Source organism: Aquamicrobium defluvii (assembly GCF_004363725.1).
Lineage (GTDB): Bacteria > Pseudomonadota > Alphaproteobacteria > Rhizobiales > Rhizobiaceae > Mesorhizobium > Mesorhizobium defluvii.
In genome coordinates this window covers 39,563-65,141 of record NZ_SNZF01000001.1, presented here as the reverse complement: position 1 = coordinate 65,141, position 25,579 = coordinate 39,563, and the positions used below count along the sequence as shown (strand labels likewise).

Here is a 25,579-nt window from a genome sequence, read left to right as displayed (position 1 = left end):
TATCGTCAGGTAAATCCTGCGTAATGAAAAGGGGCGGAACGACAGCGCTCCGCCCCTTCCGTTTTCAGCCGCGCACCAGCCACACGATGCCGACGCCGAAGGCGATGGCCAGCAGGCCGGCCATGCGCATGGCGCCTTCGGGCATGGACTGGACCTCTGCCGCCAGACGACGCGCCATGCGGGGAAAGCCCCCATAGACCAGGCCCTCGATGACGAGGACCAGGCCAAGGGCCGCCAGGAAATCCTGCACGGATTACTGGCCGCTGGCAGCCGGCGCGGGCGCCTGAAGCAACGGGGAGGCCGCCGCCGCGCCGCTCTGGTTCGGGTCCCTGAAGAAGCGGAAGAACTCCGATTCCGGCGACAGGACCATGGTGGTGCCCTCGCCGTTCAGGGCCGTCCCATAGGCGCTCATCGAACGGTAGAAGTCGAAGAACTGCGGGTCGCGCAGATAGGCGCCGGCAAAGATGGAGTTGCGTTCGGCATCGCCTTCACCGCGCAGGATTTCGGATTCCCTCTGCGCTTCCGCGACGATTTCCACGACCTCGCGGTCGGCGCGGGCGCGGATGCGCTGGGCGGCCTCGTTACCGCGCGCCCTCAGCCTTTCGGCCTCGGCCAGACGTTCCGCCTTCATGCGCTCGAAGGTCTGCTGCGACACTTCCTGCGTGAGGTCGGTACGACGGATACGCACATCCACGATTTCGAGGCCCAGCGAGGTCGCGTCCGGACGAAGCTGGTCGCGCACCTCGCGCATCATGTCGGCGCGCTCTTCCGAGAGCGCCGCCTCGAAGCCGCGCAAGCCGTACACACGACGCAGGGCCGCGTCGAGACGGGTGCGCAGCCGCTGTTCGGCCAGTTCGATGCTGCCCGAGACCGCCGAGCGGAACACGCGGGGATTCGAGATGCGGTAGGCGATGAAGGCATCGACCTCGTAGAACTTGCCGCCCGAAACCTGCACGCGGATATTGTCGAGGTCGAAACGCAGCACGCGGTTTTCGATCATCTGCACATTGTCGGCATCGAAGAACGAGAACGGCATCTTGAAGTAGATGCCCGGGTCGCTCTTGACGTCGACGATCTCACCGAAGCGCAGCACGATCGCCTGCTGGCGCGCATTGACCACGAAGATCGACGAGTAGATCAGGAACAGGATGACGATGCCGGCGACGGCAATGGCTGGAAGACGGTTTGCCATTATTGCGCCCCTCCGGTAGCGGCGCCGGAGCGCTTCTGCAGTTCAGGCAGCGGCAGGTACGGCACGACGCCCGGGCCGCCACCCTGCTCCACGACCACCTTGTTGGAATCCCTCAGGACCTTCTCCATGGTTTCGAGATAGAGACGCTTGCGCGTCACGTCCGGCGCCTTGGCATACTCCTCGTAGACCGAGATGAAGCGCTGCGCCTCACCCTGCGCTTCCTGCACGACGCGGTTCTTGTAGGCGGCGGCTTCTTCGCGAAGCTGTGCAGCCTGACCGCGGGCCTGGCCGAGCTTCTGGTTGGAATACTGGTTGGCCTGCTCGACGAACCTGTCCTCGTCCTGCTCGGCGCGCTGGACCTCGTCGAAGGCATCGGCCACTTCGCGCGGCGGAGCCGCGTCCTCGATGGAGATGGCGTTGACGTTGAGACCCGCATCATAGCCGTCGAGCGTATTCTGAAGAATCTGGCGCACCGATTCGGCGATACCCTGACGGTCGTCGCGGAAGATGTCCTGCGCCGGGCGCCGGCCGACGGCTTCGCGCATGGCGCTTTCCGCCACCTGCGTCAGCATGCCGTCGGGATCGGAAACCGCGAACAGATAGGCGCGCGGATCGGACACCTGATAGGCCACCGAAAACTGCACGTTGACTATGTTCTGGTCCCCGGAAAGCATCAGCCCGGACGTGTCGTTGCTGCGCGAGAGACCGCCGATATTGACGAGCTGCTCGGAGATCTTGGCGGTCTCGACCGTTTCGACCGGCCACCAGTGGAAGTGGAGGCCCGGCTCGGAAAGCTCCTGCTTCGGCTTGCCGAAGCGCAGCTCGACGGCAACCTCGTCCGGCTGCACCGTATAGATCGCCTTGAACGCCCACATGCCAAGCACGAGCAGCGCGATCACCAGGAACATGGCCTTGTTGCCGCCACTGCCGCCCGGCAAGGCCCGGCGCAGCTTGTCCTGTCCCAGCCTGATGATGTCCTCCAGATCGGGGGGCGTGCCTTGTGGTCCGCCCGGCCCTCTCGGACCCTGGCCCCACGGGCCGCCATTACCTCCGCCGCCGCCCCATGGGCCGCCGCCACCGCTCTTGTCGTTCCAGGGCATAAATGTCCTTTCGTCCGCAGTCCCTCATACGCCGTCCATACGGCGCACAAGCCTTGATCCTCTATAGGGAGGCAAAAGCCCGCTTTCAACGCGCAGGGGACCTAAAAAATCCTTTGTCCCTGCGGCATTGCGCAACTTTCTGTCATCTGGCGAGGCCGGAACGCCTCAACCGCGCCGTTCATAGACGACGTAACGTGTCGCGTGGCTGTCCTTTTCCCCGGAGGGAACCTCCTGACGGACAGTCTCCTGCCAGATTGCGGCATCGATGGCCGGGAAGGACGCATCTCCCTCCACTTCGCCCAGAACATGGGTGACATGCAGCCGGTCGACCAGTGGCAGCGCCTGGGCGTAGATCTCCGCGCCGCCGATGATGCAGGCTTCTCCGTCCGGCCCGACATGGCGTTCCGCAATGCCGATCGCCTCCCCGAGCGAATGCGCGATCTCCGCCCCCTCGACTCCGTAGCTTGTGTCGCGCGTGACGATGACGTTCGGGCGGCCCGGCAGGAGCCGGCCGATGCCCTCATATGTCTTGCGGCCCATGATGACCGGCTTGCCCATGGTGTCGGCCTTGAAACGCCTGAGGTCGGTGGAGAGCCGCCACGGCAGCCCGCCCTCACGCCCGATCACGCCATTTTCGGCGATGGCCACATAAATCGCAGTTTTCATTGGATGTCCTTATGGCGCGCCGCGGTCCGGCGGCGCGAGAATCAATATGTCGATGTCGCGCTCGGGATAGAAATCCTTCGCCCGCATCTCGAAGGTAGTCGGGCCCGTCTTCTTCACGCCCGTGCCGCAAAACGAAACGAGCGCCGCCGGATCGCCCTTGTCGATGGTCAGCCTGAAGTCGCCGATGGTGCCGAGCGCCCAGTTCGAACCGGTGGTCAGCACGTAGGAAATGCGGTTCTCGCTGAGCGCGGGCACCCCGTCCGCGTTGCGGCCGGCCGCCTTGCGCACTCCGTTCTCGAAGCTAGAATCGAAGCAGTAGCGGCGCCTGTAGTCCTCGTATTCGCCCTGGAACTTGCCGTCATGGAAGAATCCGATGCCTGCCGTCGCCCCGACGCTCGGCACATAGCTGTGCGAGACGCGCACATCCTTGCCGGCCGGGAACGTAGCCTTCCACCAATAGGCGGAACGCAGGCTCCACAACGGGGTCCGTTCGGTCTTCCAGCCGGAACCGTCGTCGTACTCGTTAAGCATGACGATGCCGCGCTCCTGCCAGTCGCGCGCCACTTCGTCGGGCAGTTGCGCCAGCCTGGCATAGGCATCCTCGGCAAACGGGTTGAGCGGAATGCCATGGGCCTTCAGCTCCGCGGTGACGTCCAGTTCCACCGCGAACGCCTTCTGCTCCAGTTCGGGCCGTATCTCCACACCATCGCTGGTCACGCGAAAATCGAGGAAATTGTCGGCTGCATTGTCCGGGACGGCAACCATCGCGTCGGGTCCGCCGGATATTTCCGGCATCGGAAAGGCGACGATCGTGGAAACGTCCTCGTCCGACCTGTTGGCGAAGATATAATCGACGCGCACCTGCTTCTGCGAGATGAACAGATCCTCGCTCTTCATCTCGATCAGGTCGGTGCGGGACAGGATGAGCCCGCCGGTGCCGAGTTCGGCGATGGAATCATTGGCCATTGCGGGCGTGGCTGCCAGCAGCATGAGTGAAGCGGCGCAGGGACGCAGCATGGTGATTCCCCCTGTTGGGATCGTGCGCATGACACTAGAGAGTTTGGCCCCAGCTTCCTAGGGCCGACACGGCTATCCCCAGCCACTGGACACAGCGGTGGCGTTCGGGCAGGAAACTGCGCCATGCGCACGCTTCTCGTCATCGGCATCGGCGCCGGCAATCCCGAACACATGACCGTGCAGGCCATCGCCGCGCTCAACCGGGCCGATGTGCTGTTCGTGCCCGACAAGGGAGTGGAAAAGAGCGACCTTTCCGGTTTGCGCCATGAAATCTGCGACCGGTTCGTCACCAACCCTGCCTCGCGCCGCGTGGGATTCGACGTTCCAAAACGGGCTGCGCCCTCCTCCTCCTCCTATCGCAGCACCGTGGACGACTGGCATGAGGACATCGCCGGCATCTATGAAGCGCTGATCGTGAGCGAGCTTGCCGAAGACGGCTGCGGTGCTTTCCTCGTCTGGGGCGACCCCATGCTCTACGACAGCGCGCTGCGCATCCTCGAACGGGTGCGCAATCGCGGCAAGGTGGACTTTGCCGTTAAGGTGGTCCCCGGCATCACCGCCATCCAGTCGCTGTGCGCCAGCCACAAGATGGCGCTCAACCGCATCGGCGACCCGGTGCTGATCACCACCGGCCGGCGTCTCGACGCCGAAGGCATGCCGGACAATGCCGGCACGGTCGTGGTGATGCTGGACGGCAACTGCGCCTTCCGTAACCTGAAGGACAAGGATGTGACGATCCATTGGGGGGCCTATCTCGGCACGCCGGATGAAATCATCGTCACCGGACGCCTTGGCGAGGTCGAAGACCGGATCGTGGCAATACGCGCTGAGGCCCGCGCCGCCAGGGGCTGGATCATGGACACCTATCTGCTGCGCAAGCCGGGCGAACCGGAGGAACGGGACAGCGGAGCGTCCGCAGCGACTACGCGCTCTCACATATAATTCTATCCGGCATCGATCTCTGCCTGCAGCGCCATCATATGCGTTTCCGCCGCAGCCGTGGCCGCGCGCTCTATGGCCCGGTAGCGGCTGACAACGGCGAGCCCCACCGGGGTTAGCTGGGCGCCCCCACCGCGCTTTCCGCCGGTCTGGGCGCTGACCAGGGGCTTGCCGAACACGCGGTTCATATCCTCCACCAGATCCCATGCGTGCTTGTAGGACATCTGCATGGTGCGGGCGGCGGCCGAGATCGAGCCGAAGGAGGCGATATGCTCCAGAAGTTCGATCTTGCCAGGCCCGATGCGCCCGTCTGGATCGAGATTTATGCGCAAGGTCAGCGACGGCATCTTGTCCTCCCGCAATCGGCCCCTTCATTCCTAGCGCTTTCAAACGGAAACCGCTATTCCAAAATGAAATAGCGGTTATCCCGGCACCTTACAGGTGGGCCTCTCGCATCCCCTTGCCCGTGCTGGTTTCATCGAAGCTCACGGTCTTGACCACCGCGAATACGGACAGGCCGGGTCTGAGACCCAGCGTCTGCCGGGACTGCTGTGTGATACGCGAAATGACGGACACGCCGTTGCAGTCTATGCACACCTCGCTCTCCGCCCCGTCCCCGTACGCTATGGAAGCAACCTTTCCCGGCAGTATGTTCAGCGCGCTGAGGCCGGTCGGGGGCTCGGTGGCGATCATCACGTCGCGGGCACGGATACGCAGCCGCACCGGATCGCCAACCGCAATGTTCATACCCGGCACGCGAATCTCGCCCGCCGCGGAACCCAGAACGGTCATCGAAAAAGCGTCGTCGTGCCGAAGGACAACCGCCTCGACCAGCGCGCCACCCTCGCCACGCTCGCCGGCAGGCAGCAGGTCGAGCCGCCGCAATATGCCGGCAACCGGCCCGGATGCCGTGACCTTGCCCTGTGCCAGCACCACCACGTCGCTCGCCAGCCGCGCCACCTCCGCCACCGAATGGCTGACATAGACGATCGGGATCTTCATCTCGTCGCGCAGGCGCTCGATATAGGGCATGATCTCGGCCTTGCGCGCCTCGTCGAGCGAGGCGAGCGGCTCGTCCATCAGGAGCAGGCGCGGACTGGAGAGCAGCGCGCGCCCGATCGCCACGCGCTGCTTTTCACCACCGGAAAGCCCTGCCGGCTTGCGTTCCAGCAGCGCCCCGATGCCAAGCAGATCCACGATAGCGTCCATATCCATGTAGCGCTCGGCAGCAGGCGTGAACCAGCGCCCGTAGAGCAGGTTGGAGCGTACGCTCATATGCGGGAAAAGCCGCGCGTCCTGAAACACCATGCCGATGCGGCGCCTGTGACACGGCAAAAAGATGCCGGCTTTCGTATCGACCAGCACCTTGCCGTCGACCTCGATGCGCCCTTCTTCCGGGCGGATCAGGCCGGCGATCAGGTTGATGAGGGTGCTTTTGCCGGAGCCGGAGGGGCCGAACAGCGCCGTCAGCCGGCCGGACCCGGTGAAACTTGCCTCGATCCGGAAATCGCCCTGGCAATGGCGGATATCGACAGAGAGCGTCATTCCACATCCATCCGCTTGCCAAGCCGCCGCGCCAGCACTTCCGAAGCCACCAGCGCCAGCATGGAAATGATGATGCTGATGAGGGTGAGCCGCAATGCGCCCTCGTCGCCACCCGGCACCTGCGTAAAGGTATAGATGGCGGAAGGCAGCGTCTGGGTTTCGCCCGGAATGTTGGAAACGAAGGTGATGGTGGCGCCGAACTCCCCCATCGCCTTGGCAAAGGACAGGATCGCGCCGGCGATGATGCCGGGCAGGATGAGCGGCAGCGTGACCGTGGAGAACACCCACAAGGGGCCGGCGCCGAGCGTTCCGGCGGCGGCTTCCAGCTTGCGGTCCACGGATTCGATCGAAAGCCGGATCGCCCGCACCATCAGCGGAAAGCCCATCACCCCGCAGGCGAGAGCCGCGCCTGTCCAGCGGAACGAAAACACGATGCCGAAATGCTCGGCCAGGAACGCGCCGACCGGCCCGCGCCGGCCGAAGGCAAGCAGCAGCAGATAGCCGGTAACGACCGGCGGCAGCACCAGCGGCAGATGCACGATGCCGTTAAGCAGCGTCTTGCCCCAGAAACGGCCGCGCGCCAGCGCATAGGCGATCAATATTCCGGGCGGCACGGAGGCGAGCATCGCCACCGTCGCCACCTTGACCGACAGCCTGACCGCCGTCCATTCGTCCGGCGTCAGGTCCAGCAACCAGTCCATAAGCTGCGGAACGACCTAGTTCGCGGCCGGCGCGAGCACCGTGAAGCCCTGCTCCTCGAACAGCTTGCGCGCCTTCCCGGTGTGCAGGCACTTCAGGAAGGCGGGCGTGTCCTCATCCCTGGAATCGGCCGTCTGCGCCACCGGGTAGATGATCGGCGCGTGCGTTTCTTCCGGGAAGGTCGCAATCACCTTCACGCCCGGCTCGGCCACCGCATCCGTGGCATAAACGATGCCGGCGGCGGCCTCGCCGGTGGCGACCAGCTTCAGCGCCGCCCGCACATTCTCGGCCTGAGCAAGCTTGCCTTCGACCGAACCCCACATGTCCAGCGCCTCGAGCGCCGCCTTGCCGTACTTGCCGGCCGGAACCGCCTGCACATCGCCCATGGCGAGCCTGCCTTCGCCGATCAGGCCAGCCAGGTCAAAACCCTTTTCCAGCCTGGCTTCTGCGGTGGAATCCGCCGGTGCGACCAGAACGATCCGGTTGCCGAGCAACTGCTCTTCAGTATCGGCCTTGATGAGATTCTTGTCGGACAGATACTTCATCCAGTCCAGATCGGCCGAGATGAACACATCGGCCGGCGCGCCTTCCTCGATCTGCTTGGCCAGCGCCGAGGACGAGGCATAGGAAATCTTCGCGGTCTCGCCGACATCGGCCTCGCAGGCGGCGTTGATGGCGTCGAGCGCATTCTTGAGGCTCGCCGCGGCGAAAACGACGATCTGACTGTCATCGGCCTGCGCCGTCGGGACCGGCGCAATCAGCAATGCCGACAGGGCGCCCGCGGCCATCAGCGTCTTCAAACCAGTTGCCTTGATCTTACCCATCGCACCTCTCCGTGTATGATCGTTGCTCACATGCCGCCAGAAGCGGCCTGCAACCGATATATACAGATGAATATAACAAGGAAAGCTTTTTGCGCTCCTCGCCCGGCTGTGTTTCACTGTTTCCGCAAGGATGGAAAAAAAGGAGCAGTCCCATGAAGATCAGCGCCCGCAACCAGATCAGGGGCAGGATCGTGGAAGTGGCAAAAGGCGCCACCACCGCCCATGTGCGCATCGACATTGGCGGCGGAGCGATCATAACCGCCTCCATCACCAATGAGGCGGTGGACGAGCTCAGGCTCCGGGAAGGCGACGATGCCTATGCCGTGGTCAAGGCGTCCGATGTCATGGTCGCGGTGGACTGACGGGCGTCAGACCGCGATCGGCGCGCGGATGCTCGGATCGGCGACGTAGTTCTCCAGCCTGAAATCCTCGAAGCGGAAGGCGAACAGATCCTCCACCGCCGGGTTGATCCACATTGTCGGCAACGCCTTGGGAGACCGTGAAAGCTGCTCGCGCGCCTGATCGAAATGATTGGCGTAGAGATGGGCATCGCCCAGCGTGTGGATGAACTCGCCGGGTTTCAGCCCTGTCACCTGCGCGATCATCATCGTCAGCAATGCATAGGAGGCGATGTTGAACGGCACGCCGAGGAAGATGTCGGCCGAGCGCTGGTAGAGCTGGCACGACAACCGCCCTTCGGCAACGTAGAACTGGAACAGGCAGTGGCAGGGCGGCAGCGCCATGGTGTCCACCTGCGCCGGGTTCCATGCCGAAACGATCAGGCGCCGGGATTGCGGATTGCGACGCAGTTCGATGAGAAGATTGGCGATCTGATCGATTTCGCCGCCCTTGCCGTCAGGCCAGGACCGCCACTGGCGACCGTAGACGGGGCCGAGATCGCCATTCTCGTCGGCCCACTCGTCCCAGATGGTGACGCCGTTGTCGTTGAGATATCCGGTATTGGTGTCGCCGGCCAGGAACCACAGAAGCTCGTGGATGATCGACTTCAGATGCAGTTTCTTCGTCGTGGTGACGGGAAAGCCCTGCGCCAGATCGAACCGCATCTGGTAGCCGAAGACGGAGCGCGTGCCGGTGCCGGTGCGATCGCCGCGATCGACGCCGGTCTCGAGCACGTGGCGCAGAAGGTCGAGATATTGCCGCATCGGCTCCGTTCCAAAGCATTCATACGGCTAGCATTATAGGCGGGAACGCGCCCCGGCACAGCCTTCGATCCGCACCCCGTCCACAGCCAAAACCATGCCGGCTGCGGGGATGCGGCTGGCATGGATAGCCTTGCGTCGCAAGAAGACGATCAGCGGCGGAAACTGCGGAGACAGCCTGCCTCGACAGAACACCCCCGCCCCGGCATCCGAAGCAATCCCGGGAGGCCGGCAACAGTTGCCGGGCGGCCGGTCAGGCGGCTGGCGCTCAGAGAGAGTCGAGCTTTCCGAGTTCCCTGGCGACAAGATAGTAGAAAGTCACACGCCCCTTGGAGCGGTCGCCTGCCATGGTCTGCGTAACCTTGGCGACAGCGGCCTCGCCTGCGGCGGCATCCACGCCCAGCTTCTTGACGCACCAGTTGTCGCGCACGCGGTCCAGTTCCTTCTGGTCGGTCGCCGAGACCAGCGAGGAATCGCGGTTGCGCAGGGCAATGCCCAGATGCTTGACGATCTTGTTCACCACAGCCTCGTCGGCCTTGGCGTCATACTTCTTCACATCGGCCAGATAGTCGCTCATAGATATCCCCTCTCAGGAGTTGGAAATCCCCACTTCACGGATGATCCGCCTCTGCGATCTGCTGCCGGGCCGGATTCCCGCACCGCGTGCGAGCCTGCAAGAAATCGCGCGTGCAAGTCAAGTTAAAGAAACCCTCTCCGCCACCGATAATTGCCTGTACGCACACTCTTCCATTTGGTTGCGGGAGTGCCTATATTCGCTTCGCCGGCTCGTCCGGCTATGGCGATAAACGGGCGATGAAATAAGCCGTTCGGACCCGGGGGCGGTACCCGGCGCCTCCACCAGAAACCGCCGTTACGGGCGGCTTCTGCTGGGGGCGAAACAGGATCGACGAAGGTGTAAAGATCGTACTTTTGCCCGGCATTGTACCACCGTTATCGGGCTAAACTTATAGTTGCCAACGACAACTATGCGGAAGCACGTCTCGCTGCGTAATGCGGTGCGACAGCTTCAATCAAACTCCTAGGGGTTCGCACCTCTAGGCGGGGTTCGGAGGTACCTGGCAACAGAAACCTCCACTTCTCCCCCCCCCCCCCGCATTTCCCCTGAACGCGTCTTTGCCGGCCATGCACCCGCATGCCGTAGGCTTTTGCGCGCCTGCACTGACGTTTTTTCCTCTCCTGCGATTCACGGCACATGACAGAAAAGGAGTGTCACAATGAATACCGAACGTTTCATCGTGATCACCGGCGGCCCCGGCTCGGGCAAGACCACGCTTCTGGAAGCGCTGGCCGCACAGGGATATTCGACATTGCCGGAAGCCGGGCGCGGCATCATCCGTGGCCAGCAGGCGATAGAGGGCCCCGCCCTGCCATGGCGCGACCCGCCCCTCTTCGCCGAACTGATGCTTTCATGGGAAATGAGATCGCATGTCTGCGCAAGGGACATGCCCGGCACCCTGTTCTTCGACAGGGGCATTCCCGACACCGTCGGCTATCTGCGGCTGGCCGGCCTGCCCGTACCGGAGCATATGATGCGCGCGGCCGGAACCATGCGCTACAATCGCCGTGTCTTCATCGCGCCATTCTGGCCGGAAATCTTCGGGCAGGACGCCGAGCGCAGGCAAACGGCCGATGAAGCCCGGCGTACATTCGATGCGATGGAAGCCGTCTATCTCGAACTTGGCTACGAGCTTGTTCTCCTGCCTTTCGCACCGGTCGCGCAGCGTGTGGATTTCGTTCTCGATACCATCGGACCGGCATTGCGGGTGCACAGGTCGTAGCAGACCTCCGATCAAATCTTCGCAGCCGGAACCCCCGCAAGACGTTTCGGGCTCTATATGCGGTTTACGCCGCCGCCAAGCTTGATTACAGCTATGCCGACGATTCAACGGAACTGTTCATGGCCGACGACCATATCAGATACGACATCCTGGCCCAGGAGGCCCTGCGCGGCGTTATGCGCAAGGTGCTGGCCGAGGTTGCGCGCACGGGGCTGCCGGGCAACCATCACTTCTTCATCACTTTCCTGACCGGCGCGCCGGGTGTGCGCATCTCCAGCCGTCTGCGCGAGCGTTATCCGGAACAGATGACAATCGTCATCCAGTTCCAGTACTGGGATCTGAAAGTTACAGACACCGGCTTCGAGGTCGGTCTGTCCTTCTCCGACATTCCGGAAAAGCTGGAGATTCCCTTCTCGGCGGTGCGCGGCTTCTACGATCCCTCGGTGAACTTCGAGCTGGAGTTCGACGTCCGCACCGAGCCGGCCGAAGACGAGCAACCCGAAGCGTCTCCCGTCCCTGCCGAGGTGAAGCCGGCGACCGCCAAAAAGCCGGCCGCGCCGAAAAAGGAAACGCCGGAAGCCGGGCAGCCGGCTGAAGGCAAGGGCGCCGAGGTCGTATCGCTCGACGCCTTCCGCAAGAAGTAGGGCAGGATCAGCCGATGGCCGACCTCATCAACCTGCGTCAGGTCCGCAAACGTAAGACGCGGGAGGACAAGGAGCGTACGGCAGCAGAGAACCGGGCTCTCCACGGCCGCAGCAAAGCCGAGCGCGAGCGTGACCGCAAGGCGGGCGACAAGGCAGCCGGCTTTCTGGACGGCCACAGACTTTTGCGGCTGTCGCCCGCGGATGAAAAATGAACCCAGCCAAGGGATGATGACATGGGGCTGGTGAAAAAGCGCTCCGTCACCATTCGCGGCCACCGCACCAGCTACTCGCTGGAGCAGCCGTTCCATGACGATCTTGTCACGATCTCCCTCACCCGCGACATGCCGCTGGCCGCGCTGGTTGCGGAGGTGGACGAGAAACGCTCCAGAGAGTCCAATCTGTCGTCCGCGCTGCGGCTCTATGTGCTCGACTGGGCCAAGGGCAGGCGGAGCTGAGGCAGACATCCGAAGGCGCCGATCCCGGAAACTGTCGCAGGGAAGAAAAGGCAGGCTTTTCCGGTTCCTTCCGTGACGTCTCCGCTACGCATGCGCTCCGTTCCCCGGCGGTGACGAGACCAGCAGCGTGGCTTACCCATCTTCCAGCGATTTCAGCAGGTTCTGCAAGATGAAGGGCTCGGTCGCGGGCGGGTCGCCGCTGTTGTCGTTTCCGGGCGGCGGCAGCGGTGCCCGCTCGATTGCCGGAGATGCGCGCGTGCGCAACTCCTCCTCCCGCCGCAAGCGTTCCCGCTCCTCGCGTGCGGCACGTTCCGCGTCCGCCTTCGCCCGTGCCTCCTCTTCCGCTTTGAGCCGCGCCTCTTCCTGACGGCGGCGTTCTTCTTCCGCAGCGTGCTCCCGCTGTGCCTGCAGATCGGCGTAGTATCTCGCCTCTCGCCGCAGCCGCTGCTTTTCAAGCAGCTCCGCCTGCATCGCCTCCACGCGCTGCTGCTCGTGCTCCAGTGCCCGTTGCGTCAGATATTGGGCCAGAGGCGTCGTGTCGAAACCGCGCTGCATATCGCTGACCGGCCCGTCGATGGCGAAGTTGAGCGTGGGTTCGGACCCCACGAGCGCAGCCTCGCCCGGCCGGTAGGCGATTGCGCCCTGAACATGCACATTGCCGCTGGCCAGATCGGCCGTGAGATCGGCCGAAATATCCGCTGCCCTGCCCGCAAGCTTGACGGGCGGTGCGCGAACCACGCCATTCGCGATCGTGAAGGCGATATCGGCGTCCTGCGCGGCAAAGCTGCCCCCGGCTGCTATTCCCGGCGCAAATTCGGCCGTCCTTCGGGCATCGATATCGCGACCGGCCGCATCGCCGGCGATCAGGAAGGCCGGCAGGGCATCCTCGTTGAGATTGGCGATATGCAGGTCCTTCAGCGATGCGGTGCCCGATCCTGACAGCGACGTCACCATTGCGTCCACCGATTTGCCGGTGGTGGAAACCGAGGCCGAGATATCGGCTCTGCCCGACAAACCGGCCTCGGGCAGGATCGCCGTGAGGTCGGCGCCCGAAAGGCTCATTTGCGCGTTGAGCAATCCCGTACCTGCCGAGTTCTTCAGTTCGAACAGGCCGGACAGCCCGCCGCCGAACAGCTTGCCCCTCAGGCCGGATACGCGCAGGCCCTCCCCGTCCAGTTTCAGCGCCAGCGAGGCGTCATATGCGGTGGCGAAATGACCCGCCAGCAACGCCGAGGCTGAAACCGTCAGTTCGGCACTGAACGGCGCTGCGGAAGCAGCCGGGAACGGCGCGCTCGGCCACCCTTCCGCAACGGACCCGAACGCGGCGTCGCTCATCACCATGGCCGCCATCGGGTCGAGGTCGAGCTCGTCGAGCGCCAGTTCTCCGCTGATGTGCGGCCCGCCCTCCTTCACCTCGACATTGATGTCGCCGGAAACGGCGGATTCGTTCACCGTGCCGGAAAGCCCGTTGAGGATCAGCAGGCCGCCCTCATAGTCGGCATCCGCCGCCAGCGATACCGAGGCTCCGGTTCCCATTCCGGGCAGCACCACGCCTGCCGTCATCAGCCAGGGTTCGATGTCCGCAGCTTCGAGGCTGGCCTTGCCTTTTACCGCAGCTCCATCTCCGGATGAAACAGTGCCCTCGAAAGAAGCCCTGAAATCGTCGCCGGCCAGCAGGGCATGGGTCTCCATGCCGTCGGAAAGATTGCCCCGGGCTGAAATATCAGCCACGGCGGGACCTGCAAGGCCGAGCGGCAGCGCCGGAAACCCGGCCAGAGCCATCAGCGCCGTCCCGTCGTCGTTGCTGATGCCCAGCGTTGCGGACAAGGGGGCGCGCAACATGTCGTCGCCGTTGCTCTGGCCCGAAAGACTGGCGGAGAAGGCCGAGCCACCCGCGCTGCCATGGGCCGAAATGGCGAAGCCGCCAGCGCTGCCATCCCCGGCGGCAACGCTCATCACCGCATCGATGCGCGCATCCTCCAGCAGGCCGGGCCAGGCGTGGACGCGCCGGGCGAGCCCCGCAACCACGGCATTCGTTGGGTACTGGCTCTCCAGCGCATCCACCAGCGGCGCGAGATCGACGGCGACGAGCGAGGCGTCGAGACGGCCGGCGGGGCTTTCCGGGAAATTCGAAATGCGGCCCGTGGCGCTTACGGAAGCTCCGGCCAGTTCGCTCAGGGCGAGACGGTCGACCTCAAGCACGCCGTCGCGCAACCGCAGCGCCGTATCCACCCGATCCGCCGACAGTCCCCATGCACTCACCGGTCCCGCCCTGATTTCGAGATCGAGATCTTGCCCTGCGAACCGGTTCACGCCCTCGCTGCTGACGAAGATCGATGCGAAGGCGGAAAGACCTTCGAGATCGAGCGCCCCGCCATCCAGCGCAAGGGTCGCCGAGGGGCGCGCATCGCCCTCCTGCACGGCCTCGGCGCGGCCGGTGAACTTCGCACTGCCCAGCATCAGTTCCAGATTGCTGAACCGCTGGCGCGCGGCCGCAAGATCGACCTCGGCGCTGAATCCCGCGGCCGGCAGCCGGCGCACCGCCTCATCCACATCTTTCGCCAGCCATGCCGCGAATCCGGAAGGCTGCGCCACCGCAAGCAGCATCTTGCCCCGGAAGCCGGACGCCTCGCCGGCGGTGAACAGGCCGTCGGCTTCCAGCGTGGTCCGCCCCGGCAATGTCGCGCCCAGCGAATGCACCAGCCAGCCGTCCTGCACCGGTTCGGCCGAAAGGTGGACGTCGCGGATGGTGGTGTCCCCGGCCACCACGGCGGGAAGCTTCACGTCGACGGAGCCGGGGATGGTCGGGCGCGGCAGGCGGCGCAGCGCCTTTTCAAGTGCGGCAATGCGCTCCCCGGCGCTGAGCACAGGTCCGCGCTCGCCTGAAACCGCCTCGTCGAACTGCACCTGCGCGCCCGCCGCCTCGATCCGGAAACGCGGTTCCTGTCCGAGATCGAGGAAGGCAGTGCCGTCCGCCGCGTAGGGATTGTCGAGCGGGCCGGTCTCGAAACGGAACTCGTCGAGGACCAGCCTTTGATGGTCGAACCGGAATTTTCCGCTGGCCCGGTATCCGGGTGCGGCTTTTGCCGGACGGACCGAAACCGCCTCGCCTTCGCCGTCGCGCAGTTCCAGGGGCCCCTGAATGTCCTCGGCCAGCCTGAACTGGCCTGCATAGGTCAGCACGCCCTTTTCGATGCTGGCGTTGCCGTCGCTCTCGACAGTGGCCGCATAGCTGTCCGGGCGGATGCGCAGCCGCACGCGCATCTGGCCGTCCTCCGCGACCCGGCCGGTGGATGCGGAAATATCGCTGTATTCCCCGTCGAAGAGCATGGAACCGTCGACCCGCCACGGCCCCAGCAGGGATTTTGCCGAAACGGCGGCATTGATGTTCGTCAGCGAATGCGTGCGTCCGCCGATACCGTGCCGCAGTTCCACCTCGCCGTCGGTGATGGTCAGCTTCTCGATGGCGATCTGCGCCGCATCGAAAGGCGAGGAAGGCCGCATGGCCCAGTCGACCTTGCCGTCCTCGCCCACGCCGATGATGGCGCGCGGCCGCTCCAGCCGCATGTCGAAGATGAGCACCTCGCCACGCAGGAACGGGGCGAGTTCCGCATCCATGGAAAACGTGTCCACGGTCATGGAAGGCTGCCCCGCCGCGCCCCCGGAAACCGCCACATCCGTGAATGTGACCGAAGGGAACGGCAGCAGCCGCGCTCTGGCATCGCCACGCACGGTGACCTTGCGGCCCAGAATGGCGCTGGCCTCCCGCTCGAACCCGGCCCGGTAGCCCGTCCAGTCGATGAACGGCGGCACCGCCAGCGCTGCAAGCAGCACCAGCACCAGCAATCCGCCGACGATTACGAACAGGCGTGCGAGCATGTCCTCACTGCAAATCCTGAAGGTTTGCCGATCCTACCCGGATATCGATGACGATAAAGAGGCAATACAGGTTTGCCCCACCGCAAATTCCTACCCGGTGATCGTCTTGCCGGGATTGAAAATGCCGTGCGGATCGAGGGCCTGCTTGATGAGGCGCATGACATCGACGCCATGACCGAGCTCATGACGCAGGAAACCGGACTTGCCCTGTCCGATGCCATGCTCGCCGGTGCAGGTGCCGTCCATGGCGATGGCGCGCCTGTTGAGACGGGCGACGAACGCCTCCACCTTGGCGACTTCGGCCGGATCGTCCGGGTCCATCAGCACGAGCGTATGGAAATTGCCATCGCCGGCATGGCCCACGACAGGCGCCAGAAGCCCGTTTTCGGCTATATCCGCCTCGGTTTCGGCCACGCATTCGGCCAGTCGCGAAATCGGCACGCACACATCCGTGGAAAGCCCCTTGGCTCCCGGCCGAAGCGAGAACGATGCCCAGTAGGCATCGTGCCGCGCCTTCCACAGCCTGTTGCGCTCCTCCGCCACGGTGGTCCACAGGAAAGGTCCGCCGCCCTGCTCCTCGGCGATCATGCCGAACAGTTCCGCCTGCTCGGCCACGCCGGCGTCGCTGCCATGGAATTCGAGGAACAGGCACGGGCTTTCGGGATAGTCGAGCCTGGAATAGGTGTTGATAGCCTTCATTTGCAACGCATTGACCAGTTCGATGCGCGCCACCGGAATGCCCATCTGGATGGTCGCGATCACGGCCCGGCTGGCCGCCTCCAGCGTCGGGAACGGACACACCCCTCCCGAGATCGCCTGCGGAATGCCCTGAAGGCGCAAGGTCAGGCTGGTGATGACACCCAGCGTGCCCTCCGCACCGACCAGCAGGCGCGTAAGATCGTAGCCGGCGGCGCTCTTCTTCGCCCGGGCTCCGGTCTTCACCACCTCGCCGTCGGCCATCACCGCCGTCAGCGACAGCACGGCCTCGCGCATGGTGCCGTAGCGCACCGCATTGGTGCCCGACGCCCGCGTCGACGCCATGCCGCCCAGCGACGCATTTGCGCCGGGATCGATCGGAAAGAACAGGCCCGTATCGCGCAGATGCCGGTTGAGCTCCTCGCGCGTCACCCCCGGTTCGACGGTGCAGTCGAGGTCCTCGGCGTTAACGGCGAGGATCCGGTTCATGCGCGAGGTATCCAGCGAAATGCCGCCACCCGGCGCGTTCACATGGCCTTCCAGCGAGGTGCCCGTGCCGAACGGGATCAGCGGCACGCGATGCGCCGCGCAGGCGCGTACGATCTTCTGCACCTCTTCGGTGTTTTCGGGGAACACGACGCCATCCGGCATCTGGTTCGGCAGATAGGTGGTGGTGTGGCCGTGCTGCTCTCGAATCGAATGGCCCGTCTGCAAGCGGTCTCCAAACTCGTTGCGCAGGATTTCCAGCACCTTCGCGATGCCTTCGTCGTTGCGTTGCACTGCAATCAGGTCGCTGAGAGCCATTAATCCTCCGCTGGCAGAACAGACGGGCCAGGTGGTTGCGATTAGGTTTGGCCCGCGAATATGTGTATACCTGATCTGCCTTTCCGGCGATTTTGTCCAGCTTCAGATGGAGCTTTCATGAGCGTTTCCCTGCCCTTTGTCTCTCGTGTCATGGAAGTCGAAAAGGACTGGATCGACTACAACGGCCACATGAACATGGCCTATTACAACGTGCTGTTCGATCGCGGTTCGGACGAGGTTCTGGACCTGCTCGGCATGGGTGCGGCCTATGCGCAGGAGCGCAAGCTCACCATCTACACCGCGGAAATACATGTCTGCTATGTCCGCGAACTGCATCTCAACGACCGCGTGACGGTGAGCTTCCAGGTGCTGGACAGCGACGACAAACGCCTGCGTTCCTATCAGGAAATCCGCCATGCCGACGGCTGGCTGGCGGCCACGGCGGAAACCCTGTCCCTGCATGTCGATATGGCCGGTCCGAAGGTCGCGGCCTTCCCCCCGGATGTTGCCTCCAACCTCGAATCGATGCGCACGGCGCATGCCGCCCTGCCGTTTCCCGAACGCGCCGGCAGGTCCATCGGCATTCGCCGCAAGACCGGCTAACCGGCTGACAGCGCCACCATTAACCCTGACCGGTCATAAACGGGGGATAGCCGTGCCGGAGCCGTTGCAACGAATCGCGCCGCCGGCCAATCCATTCGCATGGCTACGCAGAACGACCTGCCGCCATCCCCCGCGATGGCCGGCCCGATACGCAGCGTGACGATGGAAGCAGAGAGGCTGGCCGCCGATCCGCGCGTGTCCGACTATGATTTCTGGCGCTCGCTCAGGAATGTCGACAATCGCATCTTCGAGATTTCCGCCAGGGGCGATCCCATCCCCTTCGACATGGTGCGCTGGCGCGCCATCCTCAAGCAGGCGCGCTCGCGACGCGGACACGCCTGACGCGACTCATCTCGAACAACGTTTCAGATCAATGAGTTAAGAAAAAATTCGGAATCGGCGCATGAGCGCCCGCGCGCGGCGAGTTCGCTTCGCAGCGCATGTTTCCCTCACCCGTGCCGGGTCTAGAATGCATAGGCGATGGTGGAAGCGATGCCGAATATGAGCGCGATTGCGATCAGGATCGCATAGACGCGCGGCAGATCGAACAGCACCGCATAACCCGCAATATAGGCGGTCAGGGAACCTGCCAGCGCCAGCAGGAAGCCATTGCGGTCGCCCGCCACAAGATTGGCAGCCATCAGCCCGCCCAGACACAATGCGCCGAACACGATGATGACTGCGATGCCGGCCTTGTCGAAATTATCGTCCATGCCTCATTCCTTGCACCCGCCCGTACTCCCCGGGACGATTCCGGAACGGGCATTGCCCACAGACTTAACCGAGAGCGCGCGAGGGGCAAGGCCAAACTGACCCAGCTCCCCGCGAGAAGCCCGCAGGTGTGGATTTATGGAGACGGTTTGTCCACCGACCCCCTGCCGGCTGGCCGGCTGCTATTGTTTCGGCAACCTCCAGGCCAGCACATGGTCGCCGGCCCTTGTGCCAACCGAGCCGTGCCCGCCAGCAACGATGACGACGAACTGGCTGCCGTCGCCTGCCGTATAGGTCATGGGCGTGGACTGGCCGCACGCCGGCAGCCGCGCCTTCCAGAGCTGCCTTCCGCTGGTGAGGTCATAGGCGCGCAGATAATCGTCTACGGCCGCGCCGAGGAATGCGACTCCGCCGGCTGTGATGACCGGCCCGCCAATGCCCGGAACACCAGACATATGATGAAAATGGCCAAAGCTGATCCCCCAACTTCGAGCGCTAAGGATGACCAGTCGGGAATAATGATGCCGGGGACGTAACGTTCCGCCCCTTGCAGGCTTTCCTTGCAGACGCCAGCCGGGAGGGATAAGCGAAGCTTGAAACAGAACAAAACGGCTACACTTCTGGTCTTTCGGGATCGAATCACTACATTCAGGAACGATGTCCGGCTTTTCCGACGATATGCCCTTCTTCGATGAACCGGGCGCAAGGCCCCCGGCCGCCTCCGGCAGCGCCGGCGCGCCTTCCGGCATCGCCGCGCGCGCCATGGCCGCCAGGCAGGCGCAGAACGCCCCGCCGGACTATCTGAGCGGCCTCAACCCCGAGCAGCGGCAGGCTGTCGAGACCACCGAAGGCCCAGTTCTGGTTCTGGCGGGCGCGGGCACCGGCAAGACGCGCGTGCTCACCACCCGCATCGCCCATATCCTCGCCACCGGTCGCGCCTTTCCTTCGCAGATCCTTGCGGTGACCTTCACCAACAAGGCCGCGCGCGAGATGAAGCAGCGCATCGCCATGCTGGTTCCCGAAGCGGTCGAGGGCATGCCGTGGCTCGGCACCTTCCACTCAATCGGCGTCAAGCTTCTGCGCCGTCACGCGGAGCTCGCCGGTCTGCGCTCCGATTTCAGCATTCTCGACACCGACGACGTTATCCGCCTGATCAAGCAGCTCATTCAGGCCGAAGGGCTGGACGACAAGCGCTGGACGCCGCGCACCTTCGCGCAGATGATCGATGGCTGGAAGAACAAGGGGCTCGGTCCCGAAGAAATTCCCGAGGGCGACGCGCGCTCCTTCGGCAATGGTCGCGGGCGCGAGCTCTACCGCGCCTATCAGGCACGGCTGACGACGCTGAACGCCTGCGATTTCGGCGATCTGCTCTTGCACCCCATCCGCATCTTCCGCGCCCATCACGATATTCTGGCCGAGTATCACAGGCGCTTCCGCTACATTCTGGTGGACGAGTATCAGGACACCAACACCGCCCAATATATGTGGCTGCGTCTGCTGGCCCAGCGCCCGCGCGCAAGCTCTATCCAACCAGGCGAAGGCCGAGCGCGCGACGGCGCACCGGGCGACGTTTCGCCTGCCCCCGCGGAGGGCCAGCCGCCGCAGGCGGCGGTGCGGCCCGTGAGCGAAGACAAACCCACACAACAGATAAACATCTGTTGTGTAGGCGACGACGACCAGTCGATCTATGGCTGGCGGGGAGCGGAGGTCGACAACATCCTGCGCTTCGAGAAGGATTTTCCGGGCGCGACCGTGATCCGGCTGGAGCGCAACTACCGCTCCACCGCCCATATTCTCGGCGCCGCCGCCCATCTCATCGCCCACAACGAGGGGCGGCTCGGCAAAACGCTGTTCACCGACCAGCCGGACCCGGACGATCCGAAGGTGAATGTCCATGCAGCGTGGGATTCCGACGAGGAAGCCCGCGCGGTTGGCGAAGAAATCGAAGCCTTGCAGCGCAGGAAGCACGCGCTCAACGACATCGCAATTCTGGTGCGCGCGTCCTTCCAGATGCGCTCCTTCGAAGACCGTTTCATCGAAATCGGCCTGAACTACCGCGTCATCGGCGGCCCGCGCTTCTATGAGCGGCAGGAAATCCGCGACGCCATGGCCTATCTGCGCGTCGTGGCCAATCCGGGCGACGACCTCGCCTTCGAGCGCATCGTCAACGTGCCGAAGCGCGGTCTCGGCGAAGCCGCCATCCGTCAGGTGCATGACACGGCCCGCGCGCTTAGCGTGCCGATGTTGCAGGCCGCCGCCAATCTGGCGGAAAGCGACGAGCTGAAGCCGAAACCGCGGGCAGCGTTGCGCGAGGTCGCCGCCAATTTCGCCCGCTGGCAGGACCTTCTGGAAACCACGCCGCATACGGAACTGGCCGAAACGATCCTGGAGGAAAGCGGCTACATCGACATGTGGAAGAATGACCGTGCGGCCGATGCGCCGACGCGGCTCGACAACCTCAAGGAGCTGATCCGCTCCATGGAGGATTACGAATCCCTGCGCGCCTTCCTCGAACATGTCGCGCTGGTCATGGATGCGGACAAGAACGAGGACCTCGACGCCGTTTCGCTGATGACGCTGCATTCGGCCAAGGGACTTGAATTCGAGACCGTGTTCCTGCCCGGCTGGGAGGAAGGTCTTTTCCCGCATCAGCGTGCGCTCGATGAAGGTGGCCGCTCCGGCCTTGAGGAAGAGCGCCGCCTCGCCTATGTCGGGCTGACGCGGGCCAAGAAGAACCTGCACATATGGTTCGTTTCCAACCGCCGCATCCACGGCCTGTGGCAGTCGACCATCCCTTCCCGTTTCCTTGACGAGCTTCCGGAAGCGCATGTCGAGGTGAACGAAAGCGGGTCGAGCTTCGGCGGCTATGGCAACCCTTACGGCGCCTCGCGCTTCGACAACGTGGGCTCCCCCTCCGGCGGCTATGCCAAACGGGGCGATCAGGGCAATCAGGCGTTCTCCAGCACCTACGCCACCCCCGGCTGGCAGCGCGCGCGCCAGAACCGCACCGAGGCCACCAGCCGCAACTGGGGTACGCGTTCCGGCCATGCGGTCGAACGCATCGGCTATGGCGAGGCGGATTCCGGCTATGGCGCCGGCCGCGGTTCGGTCAAGGGCCGGACGATCGACGGCGAACTGGTCGCGAAATCGGTGGCCGACGCGCCGTCCGCCTTCAGGATCGGCGACCGCGTCTTCCACATGAAGTTCGGCAACGGCAACGTCTCCGCCATCGACGGCAACAAGCTGACCATCGATTTCGACCGCGCCGGCCAGAAGAAGGTGCTGGACAGTTTCGTGACAGCGGCCTGACGGCCGGCTGGCTTTATCCGCCCGAACGCATGGCTTTCAGCTTTTCCGCGGCTGCGGCAGCGAGATCGCCGAAACGCTCTTCCAGTTTTTCGGCCGCCTCGATCACCGAGAAATCATGGTCGAACTTCTCCAGAGTCTCGCGCAGGCTCTCGACGAATTCCGCCTGCCGGTCGAGTTCGTCGAACAGGGCCCGCACCTGCGCTTCCGTCACATGCGGATTTTCAAGGATCACGGGCACCTCACGCGCCATCTTCTCGCCCGTTTCGGTCTGCTTGCGCAGGATTTCGATCCAGTCCGCCACGACATCCTCTTGTTCGACAGCCCCAAGCATGCCTGCCTGAACGCAAAGGTCAATCGGCGGCCGGTCGGGACTTTCCGGTCGTTGACCGGGAAGCGTTCGGGTGCAGGGACTTGCGCCTTACCGCCCGTTCACAGGCCCGGCGAATTTCCTCGACCTCCGTCTCGGTCAGATGCTCGATGCCGATGAAGCGGTTGTTCGCATTGCTGATGCGGATCAGCTCGTCCAGCTTTGTCTGCATTGCGGCACCGTCGCGATTCTGCGTGTTCTGGATAAGAAACACCATCAGAAAGGTAACGATGGTGGTCCCGGTGTTGATGATCAGCTGCCATGTGTCGGAAAAGCCGAACAACGGCCCGCTGACCGCCCATCCGAGCACGAGCGCAAGACAGGCAATGAAAGCCACCGGCAAACCGGTGACATAGGCGACCGCATTGGCGGCTCTGGTGAAGGGTTTCTCCAGCATGCTGCTCCCTCGACACCGGAACAACCGTCGCGCATGGCGATAGGTTCCACACTGCGCAGAACACAACCAGATGCAACTTATGGGTGAAAATAATGAAAACCGCATCTTAGACACGCAGGCGCATCATCGTCCATGCAGGCAATGGTGCCTGTTCCTTCCGCTTCAGCGGAACCTCCGGCCCCTTCCGCCTCGCCACCCCCGCACGGCGGAAGGGGTCCCGGAACCGGGAGAGGCAAGATGGCGACAAGGCCGAAGCGGAGGCGGCAACTGACCCTTACGGCTTCGATCCTTGCGCTGGCAATTGCTTTTCCGGCCCTTTTCCTTGCCGATCCCGCACTGGCCGAGCAGCCGGGCCCGAAAATCTCCGCTTCGCTGGAACGCCACTGGACGAGCAATGCGCTGGACAGCGAATTTGCGGTGGCGGACTGGTACACGCTGTTGCGCGGATCGCTGCGTCAGGACATCGGGAACGATGAGGCCAATGCCGGCATCGCCGCCGAATTCCAGCTGACGCGCCATGACCGCATCGCCATAGAGGACGATCGCAGCATTGCCGTCTCGGCGCATGCTTTCCGCCGCTTTTCGCCCGCGCTGGAACTGCGCGGCACGCTGACCTGGTCGGCAATCAGCAAAGGCGATCATCTGGATTTGGGTCCGCTCGTGATCGGCACACGCGCCCTGAAGCAGGTCCTGGCGGCGCAGGTGCAGATGGGCATCGCCGTGGACGAGGCCACAGCCCTCGTCCTCGACGCCTCGAACGTCTTCGAGACCACGGGCCGCACGCGCTTCGAGGAAGATGTGATCCTGCCGACCCGTCTCGACCCGGACGTGAACAAGTTCCGGCTCGCGGCGCGTGTCATGCGCACAATCGGGCCTCTGGCGGCCGGAGGATCCTTTTCGGCGCTGTTTGCCTCCGTCGAGAAGCTCGGTTCGCCGCCCGTGGCGCTGTCCTATGCGCTCTACGGCGCGCAGGGCGAGCTGGAGACGCGCAGCGAGGCCGGGTTGTCGGTTGGAATGGCTTTCGGCGCCGAAGCTTTGCGCGGTGCGCAGGGCATCTATTCGCAGATCAGGCCCGCATGGCATGTGAAAGCGTCCATGCCGCTGCCGAAGGATTTCGAACTGCGCGGCGCATGGTTCGGCCGCTACGAGACAGGAGACACCGACGACCCCCTCGCTTCCTGGCTCGACCGCGCCGAAGCCGAACTGGGCTGGAAGGCCACCGAACGCCTCGCCCTGTCGGCCGGCGTGTATCGCGAAGTGAAGCAGAACCTGCTCATGGAGAACGAAGAGCGCGGGCGGGGCTTCTATGCACAGGCGACCTATGCGTTCGCCACGCCGCTCAGCGCTGTATTCCGGGTCGATGTGTCGAAGACCTTCAAGACCATCCTCGACATCCGCGAGCGCACCACCGATGTCTTCATTGGCTTGCGGGCGCAGATATGAAGCCCGGCCATGAGGCAATGCGCGGCATCCCTTCCCCGTTCCCCTGAACGGATGCGGGCAAGAGGGACGCGAACCCTCCTGCCCGCCGCCGGACCCGGACATCCGACTTATTGGTCTAGCGACGCTTCTTCACGGAGTAGGAAGAGTTGCCGTTGCCGCTGTTGTAATTGTTGCCGCTGTTGTCGGTATAGGTATTGCCGCCGCCGGAAATGCCCACCGGCGAGTTGGCCGAGCCTGCGCCGACGCCCAGAATGCCGAGGCCGATGCCGCTCAGGATGCCATTGCCGAGCACGGTGTTGTTGCCGGAAAGGATCGGCGACTTGTTGAGAATGGAAAGGCCGTTCAGCAGCTTGATGTCGCCGAGCGCCACGGCCGGCGCCACATTGATCAGGCCGCCGCTGGAATTGTTGCTGTTGCCTTTGGAACCCCATCCGCCGGCATGGGCGCTGACTGCGGTGAAAGAAACGGCTGCGGTTGCAAGAATAACGGTGAACTTGTTCATGACACTCTCCTCTGTTGTTCCGTCTGTCCTTGCGCCTCAGATGAATACCTCCGATGTCAGGATATGAATTCCGCAAAGAATTACAACTGAAGATTGCCAATATTTCATAATACAACCCGTAAACCGAATCTTAACGCTAATGTTTTACGTTAAGAGATATGGTTACCGGCGCAGATGCGACGTCAGCTCTGAGGATGTTCCCAACGTCTGAGAAAGTCTTCGATAGACACGGCCTGCATGTCGGGAACCGCGCGGCCGATCTTTTCGGCAGGCCAGTCCCACCACGCCAGCCTTTCGATGCGCGCGGCAATACCGGCGGCAAAACGGTAGCGAAGCAGCCGAGCCGGCGATCCGGCCATGATCGCATAGGGCTCCACATCGCGCGTCACCACGGCGTTGGCTCCAATCACCGCGCCATTGCCCACGCTCACGCCAGGCAGGATCACCGCGCCATGCCCGACCCACACGTCATGGCCAATGGTGACGTGCCTGGCCCGCCGGCGTTCCCGAAAGGCGGAATCAACGCCGAGATAGCGAAAGTATTCGTTGGGGCGGTAGCTCACCTTGTGCTGGGTGATGCGCTCGATCGGATGCTCCAGCGCGTTGATGCGGGTGTTTGCCGCGACCGAGCAGAATTTGCCCAACGTCGAGTAGATGGCTTCCGCGTGGCGCTCGAAATAGGTGAAGGCTCCGACCGTCACCTCGCGCAGAACAACCCGCTCTCCGATGGCCACGTAAGGTTCCAGCCGGCAGCCCTTCAGCTCCGCGGTCGGGTGGATGCGCGGCTGTGCATCGCGCGGCTCTGGCTGTTGACGCTCGTCCATCGGG

General features: G+C 63.8%; 28 protein-coding genes, 1 other RNA gene and 1 pseudogene. 11 read left to right on the top strand and 19 right to left on the bottom strand.

Annotated elements, in window-relative coordinates; all coding sequences use genetic code 11:
* Positions 1–64: 64 nt before the first annotated feature.
* The 5 genes from DES43_RS00335 to DES43_RS00315 all read right to left on the bottom strand — a co-directional run bounded on the left by DES43_RS00335 (position 65) and on the right by DES43_RS00315 (position 3,975).
* Positions 65–250: a DUF2065 domain-containing protein gene (locus tag DES43_RS00335; protein WP_035023952.1), complete on the bottom strand. Its 186-nt coding sequence runs from the start codon at positions 248–250 to the stop codon at positions 65–67.
* A gap of 3 nt (positions 251–253) precedes the next feature.
* Positions 254–1,192, bottom strand: coding sequence for a protease modulator HflC (hflC, locus tag DES43_RS00330; RefSeq protein ID WP_035023954.1), 939 nt, complete (start codon positions 1,190–1,192; stop codon positions 254–256).
* Complete coding sequence (gene hflK / locus DES43_RS00325) at positions 1,192–2,292, bottom strand: FtsH protease activity modulator HflK (RefSeq protein WP_035023956.1); 1,101 nt, start codon at positions 2,290–2,292, stop codon at positions 1,192–1,194. The genes hflC and hflK overlap by 1 nt, the downstream gene beginning before the upstream one ends.
* Positions 2,293–2,457: 165 nt before the next feature.
* Positions 2,458–2,958, bottom strand: a complete 501-nt coding sequence (locus DES43_RS00320) for a dihydrofolate reductase (RefSeq protein ID WP_035023958.1) — start codon at positions 2,956–2,958, stop codon at positions 2,458–2,460.
* Between the two features lie 9 nt (positions 2,959–2,967).
* Positions 2,968–3,975, bottom strand: coding sequence for a DUF4424 domain-containing protein (locus DES43_RS00315; protein WP_035024151.1), 1,008 nt, complete (start codon positions 3,973–3,975; stop codon positions 2,968–2,970).
* A 123-nt stretch (positions 3,976–4,098) separates the two neighbouring features.
* On the opposite strand from DES43_RS00315, the gene cobF reads away from it, so the two are divergent.
* Positions 4,099–4,917 carry a precorrin-6A synthase (deacetylating) gene (gene cobF / locus DES43_RS00310; protein WP_051520403.1) on the top strand — a complete coding sequence of 273 codons (819 nt, stop codon included), beginning with the start codon at positions 4,099–4,101 and terminating at the stop codon, positions 4,915–4,917.
* Between the two features lie 2 nt (positions 4,918–4,919).
* Here cobF and DES43_RS00305 read toward each other — a convergent pair whose 3' ends face one another.
* The 4 genes from DES43_RS00305 to modA form a co-directional block, all read right to left on the bottom strand.
* Positions 4,920–5,261, bottom strand: coding sequence for a winged helix-turn-helix domain-containing protein (locus tag DES43_RS00305; RefSeq protein ID WP_035024155.1), 342 nt, complete (start codon positions 5,259–5,261; stop codon positions 4,920–4,922).
* Positions 5,262–5,349: 88 nt separating this feature from the next.
* Positions 5,350–6,459, bottom strand: a complete 1,110-nt coding sequence (modC, locus tag DES43_RS00300) for a molybdenum ABC transporter ATP-binding protein (protein WP_035023960.1) — start codon at positions 6,457–6,459, stop codon at positions 5,350–5,352.
* Positions 6,456–7,160: a molybdate ABC transporter permease subunit gene (gene modB, locus DES43_RS00295; RefSeq protein WP_035023962.1), complete on the bottom strand. Its 705-nt coding sequence runs from the start codon at positions 7,158–7,160 to the stop codon at positions 6,456–6,458. The genes modC and modB overlap by 4 nt, the downstream gene beginning before the upstream one ends.
* A 15-nt stretch (positions 7,161–7,175) precedes the next feature.
* Positions 7,176–7,982, bottom strand: coding sequence for a molybdate ABC transporter substrate-binding protein (gene modA / locus DES43_RS00290; protein WP_035023964.1), 807 nt, complete (start codon positions 7,980–7,982; stop codon positions 7,176–7,178).
* 152 nt (positions 7,983–8,134) lie between these two features.
* On the opposite strand from modA, the gene DES43_RS00285 reads away from it, so the two are divergent.
* Entirely contained in the window at positions 8,135–8,344 is a 210-nt protein-coding gene (locus tag DES43_RS00285) for a TOBE domain-containing protein (protein WP_035023967.1), read from the top strand.
* Positions 8,345–8,350: 6 nt separating this feature from the next.
* On the opposite strand, the gene DES43_RS00280 is transcribed toward DES43_RS00285, so the two are convergent.
* Together DES43_RS00280 and DES43_RS00275 are read right to left on the bottom strand one after the other, a co-directional pair.
* Positions 8,351–9,145: a thymidylate synthase gene (locus tag DES43_RS00280; RefSeq protein ID WP_035023969.1), complete on the bottom strand. Its 795-nt coding sequence runs from the start codon at positions 9,143–9,145 to the stop codon at positions 8,351–8,353.
* 265 nt (positions 9,146–9,410) lie between these two features.
* On the bottom strand, positions 9,411–9,719 hold the full coding sequence (locus DES43_RS00275; protein WP_035023972.1) for a DUF2853 family protein: 309 nt from the start codon (positions 9,717–9,719) through the stop codon (positions 9,411–9,413).
* A 164-nt stretch (positions 9,720–9,883) separates the two neighbouring features.
* Between DES43_RS00275 and ssrA the strand changes: the two genes are divergently transcribed.
* The 5 genes from ssrA to DES43_RS00250 all read left to right on the top strand — a co-directional run bounded on the left by ssrA (position 9,884) and on the right by DES43_RS00250 (position 12,040).
* Positions 9,884–10,239, top strand: a transfer-messenger RNA (tmRNA) gene (ssrA, locus tag DES43_RS00270).
* 138 nt (positions 10,240–10,377) lie between these two features.
* Positions 10,378–10,941: an AAA family ATPase gene (locus DES43_RS00265; protein ID WP_035023974.1), complete on the top strand. Its 564-nt coding sequence runs from the start codon at positions 10,378–10,380 to the stop codon at positions 10,939–10,941.
* 119 nt (positions 10,942–11,060) lie between these two features.
* Positions 11,061–11,585 carry an SspB family protein gene (locus DES43_RS00260; RefSeq protein WP_035023975.1) on the top strand — a complete coding sequence of 175 codons (525 nt, stop codon included), beginning with the start codon at positions 11,061–11,063 and terminating at the stop codon, positions 11,583–11,585.
* A 14-nt stretch (positions 11,586–11,599) separates the two neighbouring features.
* Positions 11,600–11,797 carry a DUF4169 family protein gene (locus tag DES43_RS00255; RefSeq protein ID WP_035023977.1) on the top strand — a complete coding sequence of 66 codons (198 nt, stop codon included), beginning with the start codon at positions 11,600–11,602 and terminating at the stop codon, positions 11,795–11,797.
* A 21-nt stretch (positions 11,798–11,818) separates the two neighbouring features.
* Positions 11,819–12,040 (top strand): ribbon-helix-helix domain-containing protein, encoded by a 222-nt coding sequence (locus DES43_RS00250; RefSeq protein WP_035023978.1) that lies wholly within the window; start codon positions 11,819–11,821, stop codon positions 12,038–12,040.
* 132 nt (positions 12,041–12,172) lie between these two features.
* Here DES43_RS00250 and DES43_RS00245 read toward each other — a convergent pair whose 3' ends face one another.
* On the bottom strand, positions 12,173–15,919 hold the full coding sequence (locus DES43_RS00245; RefSeq protein WP_133674761.1) for an AsmA-like C-terminal region-containing protein: 3,747 nt from the start codon (positions 15,917–15,919) through the stop codon (positions 12,173–12,175).
* Positions 15,920–16,009: 90 nt separating this feature from the next.
* Positions 16,010–17,419 (bottom strand): FAD-binding oxidoreductase, encoded by a 1,410-nt coding sequence (locus tag DES43_RS00240; RefSeq protein ID WP_035023983.1) that lies wholly within the window; start codon positions 17,417–17,419, stop codon positions 16,010–16,012.
* 117 nt (positions 17,420–17,536) lie between these two features.
* On the opposite strand from DES43_RS00240, the gene DES43_RS00235 reads away from it, so the two are divergent.
* Together DES43_RS00235 and DES43_RS00230 are read left to right on the top strand one after the other, a co-directional pair.
* Positions 17,537–18,022, top strand: a complete 486-nt coding sequence (locus DES43_RS00235) for a thioesterase family protein (protein ID WP_035023985.1) — start codon at positions 17,537–17,539, stop codon at positions 18,020–18,022.
* Between the two features lie 99 nt (positions 18,023–18,121).
* On the top strand, positions 18,122–18,364 hold the full coding sequence (locus tag DES43_RS00230) for a hypothetical protein (RefSeq protein WP_245264641.1): 243 nt from the start codon (positions 18,122–18,124) through the stop codon (positions 18,362–18,364).
* Positions 18,365–18,486: 122 nt separating this feature from the next.
* On the opposite strand, the gene DES43_RS00225 is transcribed toward DES43_RS00230, so the two are convergent.
* Complete coding sequence (locus DES43_RS00225; protein ID WP_035023987.1) at positions 18,487–18,735, bottom strand: hypothetical protein; 249 nt, start codon at positions 18,733–18,735, stop codon at positions 18,487–18,489.
* A 180-nt stretch (positions 18,736–18,915) separates the two neighbouring features.
* Positions 18,916–19,182: pseudogene (locus DES43_RS00220) on the bottom strand (membrane-bound PQQ-dependent dehydrogenase, glucose/quinate/shikimate family); the annotation flags it as partial.
* Between the two features lie 208 nt (positions 19,183–19,390).
* Here DES43_RS00220 and DES43_RS00215 point away from each other — a divergent pair.
* Entirely contained in the window at positions 19,391–22,042 is a 2,652-nt protein-coding gene (locus DES43_RS00215) for an ATP-dependent helicase (RefSeq protein ID WP_035023991.1), read from the top strand.
* Positions 22,043–22,055: 13 nt separating this feature from the next.
* Here DES43_RS00215 and DES43_RS00210 read toward each other — a convergent pair whose 3' ends face one another.
* Both DES43_RS00210 and DES43_RS00205 read right to left on the bottom strand, forming a co-directional pair.
* Positions 22,056–22,343, bottom strand: a complete 288-nt coding sequence (locus tag DES43_RS00210; RefSeq protein ID WP_035024159.1) for a hypothetical protein — start codon at positions 22,341–22,343, stop codon at positions 22,056–22,058.
* A gap of 49 nt (positions 22,344–22,392) precedes the next feature.
* Positions 22,393–22,806 carry a low affinity iron permease family protein gene (locus DES43_RS00205; RefSeq protein ID WP_035023993.1) on the bottom strand — a complete coding sequence of 138 codons (414 nt, stop codon included), beginning with the start codon at positions 22,804–22,806 and terminating at the stop codon, positions 22,393–22,395.
* 237 nt (positions 22,807–23,043) lie between these two features.
* On the opposite strand from DES43_RS00205, the gene DES43_RS00200 reads away from it, so the two are divergent.
* Positions 23,044–24,249, top strand: a complete 1,206-nt coding sequence (locus tag DES43_RS00200; RefSeq protein WP_051520404.1) for a hypothetical protein — start codon at positions 23,044–23,046, stop codon at positions 24,247–24,249.
* Positions 24,250–24,364: 115 nt separating this feature from the next.
* Here the strand turns inward: DES43_RS00200 and DES43_RS00195 are convergent, their stop codons facing one another.
* On the bottom strand, positions 24,365–24,751 hold the full coding sequence (locus DES43_RS00195; RefSeq protein WP_035023995.1) for a hypothetical protein: 387 nt from the start codon (positions 24,749–24,751) through the stop codon (positions 24,365–24,367).
* A 182-nt stretch (positions 24,752–24,933) separates the two neighbouring features.
* Positions 24,934–25,575 carry a DapH/DapD/GlmU-related protein gene (locus tag DES43_RS00190; RefSeq protein ID WP_035023997.1) on the bottom strand — a complete coding sequence of 214 codons (642 nt, stop codon included), beginning with the start codon at positions 25,573–25,575 and terminating at the stop codon, positions 24,934–24,936.
* Between the last annotated feature and the right edge of the window lie 4 nt (positions 25,576–25,579).

What these genes read in the sequence shown, in the direction of transcription:
- hflC (WP_035023954.1), bottom strand. Translation starts at nt 1,192, where the DNA reads ATGGCAAACCGTCTTCCAGCCATTGCCGTCGCCGGCATCGTCATCCTG.
- hflK (WP_035023956.1), bottom strand. Translation starts at nt 2,292, where the DNA reads ATGCCCTGGAACGACAAGAGCGGTGGCGGCGGCCCATGGGGCGGCGGC.
- DES43_RS00320 (WP_035023958.1), bottom strand. Translation starts at nt 2,958, where the DNA reads ATGAAAACTGCGATTTATGTGGCCATCGCCGAAAATGGCGTGATCGGG.
- DES43_RS00315 (WP_035024151.1), bottom strand. Translation starts at nt 3,975, where the DNA reads ATGCTGCGTCCCTGCGCCGCTTCACTCATGCTGCTGGCAGCCACGCCC.
- cobF (WP_051520403.1), top strand. Translation starts at nt 4,099, where the DNA reads ATGCGCACGCTTCTCGTCATCGGCATCGGCGCCGGCAATCCCGAACAC.
- DES43_RS00305 (WP_035024155.1), bottom strand. Translation starts at nt 5,261, where the DNA reads ATGCCGTCGCTGACCTTGCGCATAAATCTCGATCCAGACGGGCGCATC.
- modC (WP_035023960.1), bottom strand. Translation starts at nt 6,459, where the DNA reads ATGACGCTCTCTGTCGATATCCGCCATTGCCAGGGCGATTTCCGGATC.
- modB (WP_035023962.1), bottom strand. Translation starts at nt 7,160, where the DNA reads ATGGACTGGTTGCTGGACCTGACGCCGGACGAATGGACGGCGGTCAGG.
- modA (WP_035023964.1), bottom strand. Translation starts at nt 7,982, where the DNA reads ATGGGTAAGATCAAGGCAACTGGTTTGAAGACGCTGATGGCCGCGGGC.
- DES43_RS00285 (WP_035023967.1), top strand. Translation starts at nt 8,135, where the DNA reads ATGAAGATCAGCGCCCGCAACCAGATCAGGGGCAGGATCGTGGAAGTG.
- DES43_RS00280 (WP_035023969.1), bottom strand. Translation starts at nt 9,145, where the DNA reads ATGCGGCAATATCTCGACCTTCTGCGCCACGTGCTCGAGACCGGCGTC.
- DES43_RS00275 (WP_035023972.1), bottom strand. Translation starts at nt 9,719, where the DNA reads ATGAGCGACTATCTGGCCGATGTGAAGAAGTATGACGCCAAGGCCGAC.
- DES43_RS00265 (WP_035023974.1), top strand. Translation starts at nt 10,378, where the DNA reads ATGAATACCGAACGTTTCATCGTGATCACCGGCGGCCCCGGCTCGGGC.
- DES43_RS00260 (WP_035023975.1), top strand. Translation starts at nt 11,061, where the DNA reads ATGGCCGACGACCATATCAGATACGACATCCTGGCCCAGGAGGCCCTG.
- DES43_RS00255 (WP_035023977.1), top strand. Translation starts at nt 11,600, where the DNA reads ATGGCCGACCTCATCAACCTGCGTCAGGTCCGCAAACGTAAGACGCGG.
- DES43_RS00250 (WP_035023978.1), top strand. Translation starts at nt 11,819, where the DNA reads ATGGGGCTGGTGAAAAAGCGCTCCGTCACCATTCGCGGCCACCGCACC.
- DES43_RS00245 (WP_133674761.1), bottom strand. Translation starts at nt 15,919, where the DNA reads ATGCTCGCACGCCTGTTCGTAATCGTCGGCGGATTGCTGGTGCTGGTG.
- DES43_RS00240 (WP_035023983.1), bottom strand. Translation starts at nt 17,419, where the DNA reads ATGGCTCTCAGCGACCTGATTGCAGTGCAACGCAACGACGAAGGCATC.
- DES43_RS00235 (WP_035023985.1), top strand. Translation starts at nt 17,537, where the DNA reads ATGAGCGTTTCCCTGCCCTTTGTCTCTCGTGTCATGGAAGTCGAAAAG.
- DES43_RS00230 (WP_245264641.1), top strand. Translation starts at nt 18,122, where the DNA reads ATGGCTACGCAGAACGACCTGCCGCCATCCCCCGCGATGGCCGGCCCG.
- DES43_RS00225 (WP_035023987.1), bottom strand. Translation starts at nt 18,735, where the DNA reads ATGGACGATAATTTCGACAAGGCCGGCATCGCAGTCATCATCGTGTTC.
- DES43_RS00215 (WP_035023991.1), top strand. Translation starts at nt 19,391, where the DNA reads ATGTCCGGCTTTTCCGACGATATGCCCTTCTTCGATGAACCGGGCGCA.
- DES43_RS00205 (WP_035023993.1), bottom strand. Translation starts at nt 22,806, where the DNA reads ATGCTGGAGAAACCCTTCACCAGAGCCGCCAATGCGGTCGCCTATGTC.
- DES43_RS00200 (WP_051520404.1), top strand. Translation starts at nt 23,044, where the DNA reads ATGGCGACAAGGCCGAAGCGGAGGCGGCAACTGACCCTTACGGCTTCG.
- DES43_RS00195 (WP_035023995.1), bottom strand. Translation starts at nt 24,751, where the DNA reads ATGAACAAGTTCACCGTTATTCTTGCAACCGCAGCCGTTTCTTTCACC.
- DES43_RS00190 (WP_035023997.1), bottom strand. Translation starts at nt 25,575, where the DNA reads ATGGACGAGCGTCAACAGCCAGAGCCGCGCGATGCACAGCCGCGCATC.